The sequence below is a fragment of the Actinoplanes flavus genome, assembly GCF_017592555.1.
GTDB lineage: Bacteria > Actinomycetota > Actinomycetes > Mycobacteriales > Micromonosporaceae > Actinoplanes > Actinoplanes flavus.
Map to the genome: position 1 here is coordinate 192,536 of NZ_JAGFNS010000011.1, position 15,628 is coordinate 208,163.

11 protein-coding genes are annotated in these 15,628 nt (G+C 70.6%); 4 read left to right on the forward strand and 7 right to left on the reverse strand.

What is annotated here, in order from left to right; all coding sequences use genetic code 11:
* Positions 1-189 precede the first annotated feature (189 nt).
* The 5 genes from J5X75_RS18650 to J5X75_RS18670 are packed head-to-tail and all read right to left on the reverse strand — an operon-like array spanning position 190 to position 4,011.
* Entirely contained in the window at positions 190-537 is a 348-nt protein-coding gene (locus tag J5X75_RS18650; RefSeq protein WP_208468673.1) for a hypothetical protein, read from the reverse strand.
* A complete protein-coding gene (locus J5X75_RS18655) occupies positions 534-1,202 on the reverse strand; it encodes a hypothetical protein (protein WP_208468674.1) in 669 nt (222 codons plus the stop codon). Before J5X75_RS18655 ends, J5X75_RS18650 begins: the two co-directional genes overlap by 4 nt.
* Positions 1,195-3,345: an AAA family ATPase gene (locus J5X75_RS18660; protein WP_307798153.1), complete on the reverse strand. Its 2,151-nt coding sequence runs from the start codon at positions 3,343-3,345 to the stop codon at positions 1,195-1,197. Before J5X75_RS18660 ends, J5X75_RS18655 begins: the two co-directional genes overlap by 8 nt.
* Positions 3,346-3,376: 31 nt before the next feature.
* Positions 3,377-3,640, reverse strand: a complete 264-nt coding sequence (locus J5X75_RS18665) for a hypothetical protein (protein WP_208468676.1) — start codon at positions 3,638-3,640, stop codon at positions 3,377-3,379.
* 50 nt (positions 3,641-3,690) lie between these two features.
* Positions 3,691-4,011, reverse strand: coding sequence for a hypothetical protein (locus J5X75_RS18670; RefSeq protein ID WP_204297708.1), 321 nt, complete (start codon positions 4,009-4,011; stop codon positions 3,691-3,693).
* Between the two features lie 207 nt (positions 4,012-4,218).
* Here J5X75_RS18670 and J5X75_RS18675 point away from each other — a divergent pair, with 207 nt between their 5' ends.
* Positions 4,219-4,767 (forward strand): hypothetical protein, encoded by a 549-nt coding sequence (locus tag J5X75_RS18675; protein WP_208468677.1) that lies wholly within the window; start codon positions 4,219-4,221, stop codon positions 4,765-4,767.
* 21 nt (positions 4,768-4,788) lie between these two features.
* Here J5X75_RS18675 and J5X75_RS18680 read toward each other — a convergent pair whose 3' ends face one another.
* Entirely contained in the window at positions 4,789-6,165 is a 1,377-nt protein-coding gene (locus J5X75_RS18680) for a hypothetical protein (protein ID WP_208468678.1), read from the reverse strand.
* A gap of 159 nt (positions 6,166-6,324) precedes the next feature.
* Between J5X75_RS18680 and J5X75_RS18685 the strand changes: the two genes are divergently transcribed.
* From J5X75_RS18685 to J5X75_RS18695, 3 genes are all read left to right on the forward strand, one after another.
* Complete coding sequence (locus J5X75_RS18685; protein ID WP_307798144.1) at positions 6,325-8,190, forward strand: site-specific DNA-methyltransferase; 1,866 nt, start codon at positions 6,325-6,327, stop codon at positions 8,188-8,190.
* A gap of 3 nt (positions 8,191-8,193) precedes the next feature.
* Positions 8,194-10,479 carry a DEAD/DEAH box helicase family protein gene (locus tag J5X75_RS46015; protein ID WP_208468679.1) on the forward strand — a complete coding sequence of 762 codons (2,286 nt, stop codon included), beginning with the start codon at positions 8,194-8,196 and terminating at the stop codon, positions 10,477-10,479.
* Between the two features lie 567 nt (positions 10,480-11,046).
* Positions 11,047-11,871 (forward strand): biliverdin-producing heme oxygenase, encoded by an 825-nt coding sequence (locus J5X75_RS18695; RefSeq protein ID WP_208468680.1) that lies wholly within the window; start codon positions 11,047-11,049, stop codon positions 11,869-11,871.
* Between the two features lie 208 nt (positions 11,872-12,079).
* Here J5X75_RS18695 and J5X75_RS18700 read toward each other — a convergent pair whose 3' ends face one another.
* Positions 12,080-15,628 (reverse strand): DUF4132 domain-containing protein, encoded by a 3,549-nt coding sequence (locus tag J5X75_RS18700; RefSeq protein WP_208468681.1) that lies wholly within the window; start codon positions 15,626-15,628, stop codon positions 12,080-12,082.

Genomic DNA, 15,628 nt, shown 5'->3' on the forward strand with positions numbered 1-15,628 from the left:
CTGGTCAATCAGTCTTCGGGCGCCGGCACATTCTAGGCGTGCCGACCGCGATCCCGCCCGAGTGGTGGCCTTCCTCTCGGCGACCACCGCAGCGGCGAGGGCGGCGACGACCGGCTCTACGCCGAGCCCGCCTGACCCCGCGACCACGAAGGAGCCGGTGGCGTGACCGCACCGGCTCCTTCGCCGTTCTCACCACTCGCCCAGGTTCTCCAGGAACCGCTGCATCCACTGCCGGCCGGCCACGCTGGTGATCTGCCCGGCGGTGGACAGCGCGTTCGCCAGGTGCGCGGACGAGGTGGGGCGGAAGTCGGTCTGGTGCGCCTCGCACGCGTACCGCCAGCTCTTCACGTGCTCGACGCACCGGCAGCTCGTGCACCGGTACTGGGCACTGCTGCCCACCTGCACGAAACCGTCGTCGGAGGCGTGGAACCACTGTGCCGCCGGGCCGGGTTCCTTCCGCTCGGACAGGCAGGCCGGGCAGCGCATCACCAGGCTGAACCACTCGGCTTCCGGAACCTGCGTGTCGTACTGGCTCATCGGGGTTCCTCCTTCGCGGGCTGCGGGTGGTCGATCTGATAGGCCAGATGCACGGCCAGCTTCCGGTTGAGTTCGCTGAGCCGGACCAGACCGCTGCTGCGGCTGCGGGCACGGGTGTGCAGATGCCGGGTGGCCTCCAGCCGGGAGTCGGCGAGGAACCGCTCCTCGATCTTGTCGGACTCGTGCAGGCCACGGCCGAGCGCCTCGGCGGCGTCCAGGATGTCGGTCTCGGTGGGCACGACCTCGTCGAGATCCGGCAGCTCGTACGGGTGGTCCATGATGCAGTGCAGGACCGGTACGGCGTACTCGTCGGTGACCGCGAGCGGCCGCCGGGCCCGGCCGCCGAACCAGCGCAGGAAGTCGTCGGTCATCCACTGCGCGTCCTCGACGACCGGCTTGACGATCCGCTCCAGGCTCTTGATCTGGAGGTGGACCTCCCAACGGACGTCCAGCTCCGATTCGGTGATCCGGTCCCGGTCCGGGTGCTGGTCGAGCCGGGTGGCGGTCAGATTGCGGTAGCCCTCGCTCACCTGCTCCAGCCGCTCCAGCGCGTTGAGCAGCCGCTCCCAGGTGTCGTCGAGGAACTGGAGGTTCACCTGCCTCGGCGATTCCATGGTCTGCCGTGGCACGGCCTGACGGCGACCTCCGTTGGGGATGTCAGACACTGAGCTCGTCCTCCTCCGGACTGGTGTTACGGGTATGGGTGGCACGGTCGAGAGCCGTGATGAGGTGTCGTTTGCGGACGACCGGGTGATCCGGTTCGTCCCACAGCGCGCCGGTCAGCGCGTCGTCGCAGACCCGCAGCGCCTCGCCGATCGAGCGGTCGCGGAGTTCGGCGGCCAGCTCGTCGGCGGTCACCTCGCCGTCCAGGTACGGGGCGAGGCGGTGCTGCACGACCGTACGGATCTCGGTGGCCGACGGCAGGCCCAGCTCGACGGCGTCGGAGAAGAGCGGGTCGTGCCGGACCGCCGGAGGCAGGCCCCCGGTACGGGCCGTCACGATCACCGAGGCCGCGGTGGCGTACGTCAGTTGGGTCATCTCGTTGTCCACCTGGGCGAGCAGGCGGCGGACCAGGTCGGGATCGCCGGCGGTGAGCCGGTCGAGGTCGTCGATGAGCACGATGCTCGGCGACGTCTGCCGGGCCTTCACGAAGGTGTCGCGGATCATCCGCTCGGCCTCGCCCGCCCACGGGGTGAGCAGCTCGATCGCCGGCAGGCGCAGCAGCGTCGCCGACATCCGCCGGGCCAGCGCACCGACCAGGCTGGTCTTGCCGCCCAGCGGCGGTCCGGTGAGCAGCAGCGCGCCGGGCCGCGCCACGCCCAGCCCGGCCAGCCGGTCCCGTCGGGTGAGTGGCCAGTCGACGAGCTGGAGCAGGGCCTGTTTCGCCGTCTCCAGACCGGTCAGATCGTCCCAGTCCGGTCCGGTGAGCGCCGGGCGCAGCTCACGGAACGCCGACGGCTGCACGGTCCGCAGCCCTTCGGCGAAGTCGTCCGGGCCCACCTCGGCGCGGCTCAACGACGCCGGGTCCAGCCCGGTGCGCATCAGGCGCCGGGCCGCCGCGAACGCCGCCTCCTGCACCAGGCTGGCCAGGTCCGCGCCGACGAACCCGACGGTCCGTTCGGCCAGGTCGTCGAGGTCCACGCCGGCGGCCAGCGGGGTGCCACGGCTGTGCACCCGCAGGATGTCGCGGCGCCCGGCCTGATCCGGTGCGGCGATCTCCACCTCGTGGTCGAAGCGGCCCGGCCGGCGCAGGGCCGGGTCGATCGCCGCCGGCCGGTTCGTGGCGCCGATGACCACTACCTGGCCGCGGCCGTGCAACCCGTCCAGCAGCGTGAGCAGCTGGCTGACCAGGCGGACCTCCAGGTCGCCGGAGACCCGGTCCCGGGACGGCGCGATCGAGTCCAGCTCGTCGATGAAGACCACGCTCGGCTGCTTCTCGGCCGCCTCGGCGAACACCTCGCGCAGTCGGCGCTCGGCCTCACCGTAGAACTTGGACATCACCTCGGGGCCGTTGATCAGGAAGAAGTGCGCGCCCATCCGCTTGGCCACGGCCCGGGCGAGCAGCGTCTTACCGGTGCCCGGCGGGCCGTGCAGGATGATGCCGCGGGCCGCGCCGATGCCGAGCCGGGTGAACAGCTCCGGCTGCTCCGCCGGCCAGATGACCAGCTCGGTGATGCGCCGGATCGCGGCGTCCAGGCCGCCGATGTCCGCGAAGACGTCCTCCCCGGCCTCCGGGCGGCCGGTGGTGCGGTCGGCGGTGTCCGGGCCGATCGCGTCCTGGAGGGTCAGCACGGTCTCCGGGGTGCACCGGACCGGCACACCGGGCGGGTCGGCGGCGATCACCTCGAAGGTCAGGTCCGCCCCGCCGGCCGGCAGTGAGAAGCGGTGGCCGGGCAGGAAGGTGAGCCCGGAGTCGGTGAGGCGTACCCGTACCCCGCCGGCCTGCACCCGCCCAGCCGGGAGACCGGCGACCCGGGCCAGCGTCACCTCGGTCGCCGGCCGGGCATCCCGTTCCGGATCCCACCGCTCCACCCGGACGCTGTCACCGGCGACGATGCCGGCGTTGTCGAGGATGTATCCCTGCACCGCCACGATGCCCGGCGCGAGGTGCTCGCCGGTGTGCAGGCGGGCGTATCCGGCCGCTCCGGTGGACGGATTCACCAGCCGGACGTACCGGGGTGCGCGGTCGTCGGGCCGGTCGGAGACACCGAGTCGCGGGGCGACGTCGGACGCCACCACGGCGAGATGCATGCCGCGATGCCGCGGCTCCTCCGGTACGGCGGTCAGGACGACGCCGGGTTCGGCCACTCGCAATGCACTGCCCCTTTCGGTATCGCCGTCACCAGTCCGCGAGGTTGGTCAGCACGCTCATCAGCCAGCGGCGGCCGCCGGCCTGTACGAGGGCGGCGGACATGCTCATCGAGCTGGCGAACAGCGCGGAACTGGTGGCGCGGTAGTCGCCGCTGTGGTTGCCGCACGAATAGCGCCAATGCGACACATGGGCCGCCTCCCAGCAGCTCGCACAGCGGATCCACGCATTGCTGCCGAGCTCCAGAGGCCCGCCGCAGTCGTGGTACCAGTAACTGGCCACGGTGCTTCGCATGCCGCTGCCGACGCATGCCGGGCACCGGAAGTAGAGGCGGTGATAGGTGATCACCAGTCGCCGAGGTTTTCCAGGAAGGTCATCAGCCAACGGCGGCCGGCGACGCTGGTGAGCTGGCCGGCCGTCGACACGGCATTGGCCAGGTGGGCCGAGGTGGTCGCCCGGAAATCCGATTCGTGCTGCTCGCAGGCATACCGCCAATTGCGCACATGGTGGCGCTGATAGCAGCTCTTGCATTGGTAGTTGGCGTCGTCGCCGATCTGGAGTCCACCGCCGCACTGATGGTGATACCAGTAACCGGGCAATCCGCCGTCCCGCCCGTCGGCGATACACGCCGGGCATCGGATGACTAAATCGAAGTACTGCGCCATGCCCTCGTCTGGCGGACAGATTCCCGGCTTTTCACGTCCCACTTCGAGATCACCGGGAATTCACACCCGGACGGGTGGCCGATCATCGACGTTCGGACGAGCGCCGATCCTCCACATCAACCACGGGCGAACCGGATGGCGTCACCGTTCGTAAGATGCCATGGGCCGCCGACCGGTGGCCGTCCCGGTCCGTGAAGGGGAACCACTGTGACGGCATCGCTGGCCGAACGGCGACAGGCCGGTCTGACCGCGCTCTACCTGGGCGTCTTCGCGATGATCTGGTTCAGCGTGCCGGACAGCCGGCCGCCCCTGGGCACCTACCTCGTGGTGGGCAGCCTGACCTCGATCCTGGTGGCCGGCATCGGCGCGCTGGTGGTGCTCCGGGCCCACCGGGAGGGCCCGGTGGAGCGGAACACGAGCACCGACCGCAGGTATCTGGTGATCTTCGCCGGAGAGCTGGCGGCGGCCGGCTTCGGCGCCGTGCTGCTGGCCGTCATCCACCGGTCGGAATACATTCCGGTGCTGGTCGGCGTGATCGTCGGCCTGCACTTCCTGCCGCTCGCGCCGGTGCTGAAGGATCCCGCGCTGCGGGTGCTGGGTGTCGCGGTCTGCCTCGCCGGGCTGGCCGGCCTGATCGCCGGGCTGGTCTCGGAGGTGGCCCCGGCGCGGGTGACCGCCTCCGGCATCGGGGTGCTGCTCCTCGGCTACGCCATCGGAGCGCTGATCCGGATCGTGGTGGGGCGGCCCGGCCGGTGAGACCGGGCCGCCTTTGAAAGATCAACCGATGGCGTACGCGCGGAAGACGGTCGCCTCGGTGTACCCACCGTTGGTGTAGGTGGCCCGGGTGCGCAGCGAGACCGCGCCGGACGCCGGGTTCGGGACGATCGCGTGCCAGACCCCGCCGATCTTCCGAACTCCGACGGAACGCCAGGTCCGCCCGCCGTCGGTGGAGATCTTCGTGCTCAGCGACTTGAGCTTCGGGTTCGCGCCCTTCTTCATGTCGCCGTACTTCAGGTAGCGGCTCAGCCGGAGCGCCACGTTCGTGGTGCTGCCCGGCTTGGCCTGGTTGTAGCCGTTCAGGCCGGCCGGCACGTGCTGCACGGCCATCGTCTGGGTCAGGCCACTGGTGTTCTTCTTGGCGTAGAACCGGAAGACGACGCTGGTCGCCGTCGACAGCATCCCGGCCGGGAAGACGAAGCCCGGCTCGTAACGGGTGCCGGTGCTGGTCAGCGTGTACCAGCCGGCCTTCTTGACCCGGAAGTCGATCGCGGATCTGTCCGAAGTCGGGGTGAAGGTCTTGAGCGTCTTGCCGCCGAGCTTGAGGGAGGCCTTCACCTTGACGGTGCGCTCGCTGCCGTAGGTGCTGCCCACGCCGGGGAAGTTCGGGTCCTGGAGCATGTCGTTGAGCTCGTAGACGATCCGGCCCTGATAGGTGGCGGGCAGCCGGGTGCCCGGGCCCCAGGCCGCGCCGAAGAAGCGGACGAAGTACGCCTTCCCTGCCGCGATGGTGCGGTTCGTGGTGAAGTGGTTGACGTACCTGCCCTCGCCGTTGGTGGCGGTTCCGGAGCCGGAGGTGCGGATGTCCCACTTGCCAGGGCTCAGGTAGAGCTTCGAGGTGCTCGGCCGGTCGCTGCTGCCGAGACTGGCCATCATGTAGTCACCGCAGCCGCCGCCGACCGCTTGTGCGTCGACCTGGGCACTGGTTCCGGCGGACGGTCCGCGCCGCGAGTCGACCGTGACCGCGCCGAGCTTGGCGGTGCTGAACACCCGGGCCGTCGTGCTCGGCACGCCCTTGGTGGTCTGGTGCAGGACCGCGTAGCCACCGATCGCGTCGTAGCCGTTCCAGTAGCCGAGAGCCGCGTAGCTGAGGTACTTCGACGCGCTCGGGATGACGTAAAGCGAGTCGGCGCCGTTGACGTAGAGCTCGATCCCGCCGAAGGGTGCGCCCTCGGCACAGATACGAGCGCCCTGGGTTCGGCTCAGACCGGACGGGGCCGGGCTCAGACCGAGGTTCACCAGCCGGCCCTGGCGGGCGTCGATGGTCAGCTTAGAGGCACCGGAGACCTTGACGGTCCGGCCGCCGAGCGTGTGGGTGATGCCGGTGCTGATCCGGGCCAGCACGGCGTAGTTGCCCTTCGGCAGCGTCCGCTTCACACCCGTGAATCGAATGAAGAGTCCGGAGATCATCGCATAGAACGGAACGGTATCGATGCTCTGGGGAATCGCCCTCCTGATGGGCTTTGTCCCCCGCGTACGAAAAATGGCGGTGTAAGGTCCGGTTTTTACCGCTTGGGCGAGTAGGCTCCGGGTCCTGTGGACAGCCTGAGCCGCGACAGTGTGGACCCGGCGGCGCACGACGCCGACCGGCTCGCCGAGCTGTTTCCCATGGTCGTCACCGAGGTGGTCGGCGCGGACGGCCGAGCGACCCGGGCCATCGACTTCGATCAGTTGCGGCGGCGGCTCGGTGACCACGTGGTCGAGGGTGAGCGGGAGCGCTACCGGCTGGAGTGGCCGGGCAAGCAGCGGGCGCAGCGTGAGGCGCGTGAACCGGCATCCGGGACATTGCGCCCCGTCCGCTCCGAGTCGGTGGATTTCGACACCACCGGCAACCTGTTCATCGAGGGCGACAACCTCGACGTGCTGCGGCTGTTGCAGGAGCCGTACCTCGGGCGGATCAAGCTGATCTACATCGACCCGCCCTACAACACCGGCAACGACTTCATCTACGACGACGACTTCTCGCAGACCCGGGCCGGCTATCTGACCGGATCCGGGCAGGTCGGCGCGGGTGGCGTGCCGCTGGTCGCCAATCCCGAGTGGGGCGGGCGGTTCCACTCGAACTGGCTGACCATGATGTACCCGCGGCTGGCCCTGGCCCGCAACCTGCTGGCCGACGACGGGGTCATCTTCATCTCGATCGACGACCACGAGATCGACAACCTCAAGAAGATCGGTACGGAGATCTTCGGCGAGCAGAACTTCGTCGCGCAGATCATCTGGCAGAAGGTGTACGCCCCGAAGAACTCGGCCCGCTGGTTCTCCGAGGACCACGACTACATCCTGGTCTTCGCACGGAACCGGGAACGCTGGCAGCCCCGGCCACTGGCCCGCACCGAGGCCATGGAGGCGCGCTACCGCAACCCCGACGACGACCCGCGCGGACCGTGGAAGGCCGAGAACATGTCGGCCCGCAACCGGTACGACGCCGGCGTCTACCCGATCACCACCCCGTCCGGCCGGGTCATCGACGGGCCGCCCCGGGGCAGCTACTGGCGCATCTCCCGGCAGCGGTTCGACGAGCTGGACGCGGACGGACGGATCTGGTGGGGCGCGGACGGCGACAATGTGCCCGCGGTCAAGCGGTTCCTCTCCGAGGTGGCGGCCGGACGGACCCCGCAGACGCTGTGGCCGTACGACGAGGTCGGGCACACCCAGGACGCCAAACGGGCACTGCTGCGCTACGTCCCGTTCGAGAACACGGCGAACGTCCTCAACTCGGTCAAGCCGGTCGAGCTGGTCCGGCGCATCCTCCAGCTGGCCGGCGACCCGGGCGACGGCGACATCGTGCTCGACTTCTTCAGCGGCAGCGGCACCACCGCGCACGCCGTCCTGGAACAGAACCTGGCGGACGGCGGCAACCGGCGTTTCATCAGCGTGCAGATCCCGGAACCGTTGCCGGTCGCCGAGGCCGGGCTGGCGTCCATCTTCGAGATCGGCCTGACCCGGATCCGCAACGTGGCCGCCGAGATCCGCGCCCGGAACCCCGGGACGGACCTCGACCTCGGATTCCGGGTGCTGCGCTGGGACACGTCGGGTCTCACCGATGCGCGGGTGCCACCGGACACGCTCGACCAGGCCGGCCTGGACGCGCACACCGACCGTATCCGGCCCGGGCGCACCGGGGAGGATCTGCTGCTCCAGGTGCTGCTGGACGAAGGCCTGGACCCGGCCACGCCGATCACGGCGGCGACGGTCGACGGGCGCGAGATCCTGGTCGCCGGTGAGCTGGTCGCCTGTTTCGCCGCCACGGTCAGCCCGGCGGTGGTCCGGGCGGTCGCCGAGCGGCGTCCGCGGTGGGCGGTCTTCCGGGACTCGGCGTTCGCCGGGGACGCCGACCGGATCAACGCCGGCCAGGTGTTCGCCGCGGTGTCGCCGGCCACCGACGTGAAGGTCCTGTGAGCGGTGCGGCTCCAGTTCAAGGTGCAGGCGTACCAGACCGAGGCGGTGGCCGCCGTGGTGGACTGCTTCGCCGGGCAGCCGCGACGGGATCCGGGTAACCGCAACGCGCCGCTGCGCCTGGCCCCGGAGCGGCTGCTGGAGAACATCCGGGCCGTGCAGAAGCGGGCCGGGCTGCCGCTCTCCACGGCGCCGGCCCGCAGCGACGCGGCCGCGGACGGCACCCCGAACCTCGACGTCGAGATGGAGACCGGCACCGGCAAGACCTACGTCTACATCAAGACGATCATGGAACTGCACCGGCGGTACGGCTGGGCGAAGTTCATCGTGGTGGTGCCCGGGGTGGCGATCCGCGAGGGGGTGCGCCGGTCGTTCGAGGTCACCGGCGAGCACTTCCGGCAGGCGTACGGAACGCGGCCGCGACATTTCGTGTACGACTCCTCGGAGCTGCACGAACTGGAGCGGTTCCGGGACGGCGCCGGCGTACAGGTGATGATCATCAACGTCCAGGCGTTCAACTCGGCGGCCCGGGACAACCGGCGCATCTACGACGAGCTCGACGCGTTCCGCTCCCGGCGGCCGATCGACGTGATCAGCGCGGCGCGACCGGTGGTGATCATCGACGAGCCGCAGCGGATCGGGTCGGCGCGGTCGCTCGCGTCACTGAGCCGGTTCGACCCCCTGATGGTGCTGCGGTACTCGGCCACCCACCGGGTCCTCCACGATCTGGTGCACCGGCTCGACGCGCGGGCGGCGTACCGGGAAAGGCTGGTCAAGAAGATCACCGTGATCGGCCTGGAGTCGCCGTCGTCGGCGCCGGTCACCGCGATCCGGCGGGTGCAGATCCGTGAGGTGATCCGGGCCCACCTGGACAAGGAGCGGGAGCTCTGGGCGCGCGGGATCAAGGTGCTGTCGTTGCTCTTCATCGACCGGGTCAGCCGCTACCGGGACTACTCGGCCGACGACGAACTGGGGGAGTACGCCCGGATCTTCGTCGACGAGTATCAGGATCTGGTCGCGGCCGAGCCGGACGGCGACTACCGGCGCCACCTGGCGTCGATCCCGGTGGAGCGGACCCATCAGGGCTACTTCGCGATCGACCGGCGTACCCGGCGATGGGTCGACCCGACCTCCACCGACATAGACGCATATAGCCTGATTCTTCGGGATCGGGAGCGGCTGCTGTCGCCGGAGGAGCCGGTCCGGTTCATCTTCTCTCACTCCGCACTGCGCGAAGGGTGGGACAACCCCAACGTCTTCGTCATGGGCATGCTCAAGAGCAGCGACAACATCGTGTCCCGGCGGCAGGAGGTGGGCCGGGGGCTGCGGCTCGCGGTGGACCGCAACGGCGAACGGATGGACGATCCGGCCGTCGTGCACGAGATCAACGAGCTGACCGTGGTGACCGACGAGTCGTACGCGTCGTTCGTGGCCGGATTGCAGAAGGAGTCCGGGTTCGGGACCGTGGCCGACGGCCGTCGCCTCACCCGGCTCACGCGCAACGCCAACTTCCACCGGCCGGAGTTCCGGGCGGCGGTGGAGCGGATCAGTCGCCGGGCCGTCTACCGGGTCGATTTCGGCTCCGACGAGTTGATCGCCCGTTGTGTCGCCGCGCTCGACACTTCGCTTCGTGTCGATCCACGGCGGATCGAGGTGCGAGCTGATCGGGAAACGCGGATGTACCCGATTCAGAACGAACCGCGGGATCTGCTGGGTGATCTCGCCGGTCGAACCGGGATCACGCGGCGGACGGCCGGGGCCGTCCTCGCCGGAGTCCGCGCGGAGACCTTCGGCCGGTACCGTGACGACCCCGCCGGCTTCGCGGACGCCGCCGCGACCCTGATAAGCCAGGAAATGTCGGTATTGCTGCTGCGAGGGCTTGCTTACGACGTCCTCCCCGGCCGCCGTGAGATCTTCACCGACATCCGGCCCCGGATCGACCTCGCCCACGCCGGCCCGAGACTGGCCAAGAACATCTACGACCACGCCACCACCGACCTCGCCCTGGTCCACGAGCTGGAGACCCGCGAGGACGTCGCCGTCTACGCCCGGCTGCCCGGCGACTACACGATCCCCACTCCACTCGGCGACTACCACCCCGGCTGGCTGGTGGCCCTCGACGACGACTGCCTGGTGATCGCGGCCGGCGGCGACACCGACCCGGCCCGGATCGAGTGCGCCAAGCGGTTCTTCGCCGCACTCGACGTCCCGTTCCGCGTCGCGGCGCCATCAGCGGTGTCCCGGTCCGCAGACGGCCGAACACCTCGACCCGGTGCGGGCGCACGTCGCTGAGCGGCTCCCGGCGAACACCTCGCAAGGCGCTCCGGCAGCCAAGACACAAAGCCCGATCCGAGTACGACAGCGCGGTGCTCACTCCGAGACGGTCCGGCGGCCACGGCGCGAAGCCCGATCCGAGTACGAAAGCGCGGTGCTTACTCCGAGACGTCCCGCCCGGCTTCATGTGTGAGGAACCGGCCGGGGATTCCGCAACAACCCCCGGCCGGCCCGCCCCATCGTAAGGAGCAACCCGGTCCTCCGGGCGTCCCGACCGCCGTCTCAATCCGACGAACCCCGCCTGTCTCGGCTCATGCCGCCTGTCTCGGCTCATGCTGCCCGGCCTGGCTCATGCCGCCTGGACCTGGCTGTGGACCGGGTGACCCTGCTGGCGTGGCTGGCGCCTTGTGCCTTGAATTCCGGTTTGTCCGCCGAGGGAGGTCCCGCAAGCGCCTGAAGACCGGCTCATCAGGTCTGGACCCCGCCGCCTCTCAATGAGGATGATCGAGACGACATCGAAGTCGTGTCGCGACCCCATGCTTCCGCCGCGCCGCAGTGTTCGATGATCAGGAAGGACAAGCCGAGATGACCGACTTCTCCACCCGCCTCCGCCGCGCCACCATGGTCGAGCACCGTGAAGCCGAGACCCGCAGCTTCATCTCCCGCCTGCTGGCCGGCTCGGTGCCGATGACCGGGTACGCCGCGTTGACCGCCCAGTACCTGATCATCTATCGCGAGTTGGAAGCCGCCGCCGCCCACATGCGGTCCCTGACCGGTTCGTCATCCGGCCCCGCCGCCGATCGCGCGGATGCCGTTTCCGATCACGCGGGCGCCGCTAGCGACCGCTCGGGCACCGTTTCCGATCGCGCGGGCGCCGCTGTCGACCGCTCGGGTGCCGCTGCCGATCGCGCGGGCGCCGGTTCGGTCGCCGAGCTGGTCGCGGGTTTCGCCGATCCCGCGCTGACCCGGGTGCCTTCCCTGGAAGCGGACCTGGCCCACCTCTACGGCCCGGACTGGGAATCGGCCATCACCGTCCTCGACTCCACCCGCCGCTACGCCGAACGCCTCCGTGAGCACGCGGCCACCTCGCCCACCCACTTCATCGCCCACCACTACGTCCGCTACCTGGGCGACCTCAGCGGTGGCCAGATGATCGGCCGCACCCTGGCCAACCTCTACGGCCTGGGCGAGGCGGGCACGTCGTTCTACCGCTTCGAGCGGATCCCCGACCCGCGCGCCTACAAGCTCGCCTACCGGGCCCGGCTCGACGCCCTGGACCTGACCGAGGACCAGGCCGGGGTCATGGTGGCCGAGGCCCAGCTCGCCTTCCGCTGCAACGCCGACATCTTCGTCGAGCTGGGCGCCCACTACCCGGAGAGCCCGGAGGACGACCTGGCCCCCGCCGCCTGACCCCGGCCCACCCTCCACCGCCAGGCCCGGCCTTTACCGCTGGGCCTGGCCTCCACCGCCCGGCCCAGCCGTCCGCAACGGCCCGGCTGGGCAGTGGCTCGCACCGATCGTCGCTACGGCCTGGTCAACTCCTCTACCGCCGGGCCTGGTCTTGGCCGCCCGGCCGTCCTCTACGGCCCGGCGGGGCCGGGGCGAGCTCCGATCGTCGCTACGGCCTTGTCAACTCCTCCAGGTCGCGGAGGATCTCGGAGGCGACGACCGGGTCGAGGCGGTCGAGGGTGAGGCGGCCTTCGTCGCGCCACCGGTTCGACGTGCCGTCGTGCAGGTAGACGTGCTCCAGTTCCTGGTCCGGGAAGACGTCGAGCGCGCCGATCGCGATGCCCGGATTCAGCTCGACGACCATCTCCAGGCCGGGCGCGACGACGAACTCGATGGCGCCCTGCACACCCGCGTCCTGTGGGGCCTCCCGGCGCCAGCCGCGGCGTTCCAGCCCGAGCACCTTCGTGGTCGGGACCTTGAGGCGTTCGAACCGGGCCAGCCGAGTGCCGGTGCGCTCCTGGTCGGTGAGGGTGTGGACCGGCCGCGCCAGCTGCGGGAACGGTTGGAGGATCTCGTAGTCGGCGAACACCTCGCCCCAGGCCGCCACGGCGTCGCCGAGGTGCAGCGGATGCGCCAGCCCGATCACGGCGTCGTCGGGCGGCGTGGTCGCCTCGTCGTCCACGGTGGAGAGGGAGCGGTCCTCGGCGACCCGGAACGATCCGGTCGGCGCCCCGTCGGCGTCGAACGTCACCCACACCAGGCGGCGGACGATGTGCCAGATCAGCGGGTGATCGATGAAGAGCCGCCGGAAGTCGGCCGCGCTCCACCGCCGGTTCGTGACCATGGCCCGTTCCAGTCGGCGGACCTGGTCGGCCGCGATCGTCCGGACGTCCTTCTTCAGCGCGGCGAACCGCTTGTAGGCGGCCGGCGCCAGCTCCGCGTCGTCGCGCGCCCCGGGCTTGGGCAGGGCTTTGAGCCGCTTGCCGTCGGCGTCCGTCACGAACGGCCGCAACTGCTCGTCGAAGCCCACCGTGAACTGCCGGGAACCGTAGTCGAGGCGCAGGCTGCCGTCCGCGTCCAGCCCGAGGTCGGGCACGAGCCGGTCGGCCAGCTGTTCGGCGGTGAGCCCCAGCCCGGCGGCGACCTCGTCCATCTTCTGCCGGGCGGCGTTCTTGAGGCCGGTGAACTTGGCGCGCTGCGCGATGCCGTGCAGGTGCATGAGGGCCACGTCGCTGCCGATGCCGGCGAGCACCTGGAGGCCGGTGACCGCCTTGGCGTGCCCACCGTCGCCGGGCCAGGCCAGGATCAGCGGTGCGAGCCGGCGGACCGTCTCGTCGTCACCGAGCAGGCCGAGCGCGTCGAGCACCCAGTTCTCCTTCGAGAGGGCACCGGACGCCTGCCACCGCTCGAAGAGGCTCCACGCGAACGCGGCCAGGCTCTCCGGCTCGCAGGCCGCCCGGACCCGGTCGACCGCCGGGTACGGCGTGTCGAGGCGGGACATCGCCAGGACGGTGACCAGGTTGGTGACCGCCTCGCCGGGCAGCGATCCGGCGCCGTCGCGCAGCAGCACCGGGTGGAGGAGATTCGGGTCCGCCCAGGCCGGGGCCGCCGGGACCTTGGTGGTGACGAGGCTGAGCGGATCGGTGGCGAGCAGTGTCTCGATCGCGGCGGCGGCCTCCGTGCCATAGCCTCCGGCGGCCGTGCGCACCGCCTCGGAGTGGCCGTGGGTGTGCAGGGTGAGCAGCGCGTTCTCGGCCTGCTGGCGGGCCTTGCCGGCTTTGCCGAGAGCCGGCGGGATCAGCGCGCGGGCGGCCGTGGACGGGTGCCGTAGCAGCCACTCCAGCGCGTCCGCTCGGACGCTCTTGAGCCGGGCCAGCCAGTCCGCCGCCAGGACGGCGATCGCCGGGTCGCGGAACGGTGGCATCAGCGACGCCATCTCGGTCGGCGCCCGCCGGGCCAGCCGCAGCAGCAGCGGCAGCGTGTCGAGCCCGAAGCGGGCGGCGACGGGACGCATGTACGTCCCGGCGGACCAGGTGTCGCTCGGGTCCCACGCGGCCATCGCCTGCCGGGCGGTCTCCTCCGGCGCGTCGAGGAACAGCAGGGCCGCCTCACGGGCGCTCAGGTGGGTGGTGCTGACCTGGCTCGCGTAGCTCTCCCACTCGCGGTCCCCGCCGTACCGATGGATCTGGGTTTTGGCCCACCGCTCGTGCTCGCCCTCCGGCCAGTCGAGGGCAGCCGGGTCGTCACAGGTCAGGCCGGTGACGACGACCGGCTTGACGGGTTTCGTGGCGCGTTTCCACGGCGGGTCGGCGAGCACCGGTGGGACGGCGGAGAGCGGCGCGGGTGGGACGGCGGCGGCCTCCTCGGCGAGGATCAGCTCGATGCGGCCGGCCGCGTCGGGGCTCAGCTCCGTCGCGATCCCGGCCGCGAGGTCGCGGTGTTTCAGCACGTGGGCGCGGAGCAGGTCGGCGACCTCGCGCTTGCCGGCGGCCTCGGCGAGCAGCCGCAGCGCCCGTGCCGGACGGCGATCGGCGTGCTCCACCAGGGCCGGCGCCACGTATTTCGTGTCGACCCGCTCGATCAGCCCCCGGGTGACCTCGTCACCGGGGAGGACGGCCAGCACCGACAGCAGGCGGCGGCGCGTCTCGGCGTCGGTGTAGCCGTTGTCGAACCAATGGAACAGGGCCGGCGCGGCGGCCGGGCCGACCCCGTCGACCAGGGTGGAGAGCATGTGCAACGTGCTGGTCATCGTGTAATCGGCCGCTTGCGGAAGCAGCGTCGCCACGTCGTCCGGGGTGCTCGCGGCGGTGAGCAGCAGGGCCGCGAGGTAGGCGTCGAAGGCGGCGACGGCGGCCGCCGCGTCCTCCTGGAACCAGGCGCGCTCGTCCGGGAACAGGACGGTGGTCGCCGTCCGGGCGTAGGCGTGCTTCTGCCGGAACGGCTCGACCGCGGCTTTGACCTCGGCGAACTCCTGCTCGGAGGCGCCGGCGAGGGCATGCCGGACGCGGAGCAGGATCAGCATCGGCGCGTCGGCCACCCCGGTGTGGCTGACATCGCCGGGGTCCTTGAAGCACACACCGATCTTGTCGGTGTTCGCTGCTCCCCGTGGCACGAAGGCGTCCTTGATCGTCAGTGCCATCAGGTTGATCGCGGCCTCGGCGGCGAAGCGCAGCCCGTGCTCGGCGATCCACACGTCGGCGTAGAGGTGCGCCCAGTCGGTGGAATCCCAGCGGCTCAGCTGGTTGATCGCCGGGACGCCGGCCGCGCCGAGCGGGGTGGCCTCCGGCGAACCGTCCAGCCAGGCCCGCGTTTCGATCTTGATCGGGTCCGGGGTGCTCGGCGAGGACAGGAACTGCCGGATGCGGTCCTGGGAGCGGGCGGTGTCGCCGTCCACCGCGGCACGCGCCTTCGGTGACGGCACGAACCGGGTCACTCCCGCGCTGCCCCGGCGGGCGGAACGGTATCGATACCAGCTCGATGGGAAGACGAACGCGTCCTCGGAGACGACGGCCGGGCTCGCCTCCACATAACCCTTGGCGAGCTTCTCGTTGATCAGCCGGGTCTCGTGGGCCGCCGCGGCCGACTCGTCGGCCAGTGTCTTGACGCTGGTCTGGCCCGCTGTGCCGACGCGTCCGAATCGGACGGTGACGTCGCAGCCGTCCCGGTCGATCTCCCAGAATTTCGCCGACGTGCCCGCGACGAACTCGAAGCTCCGCAT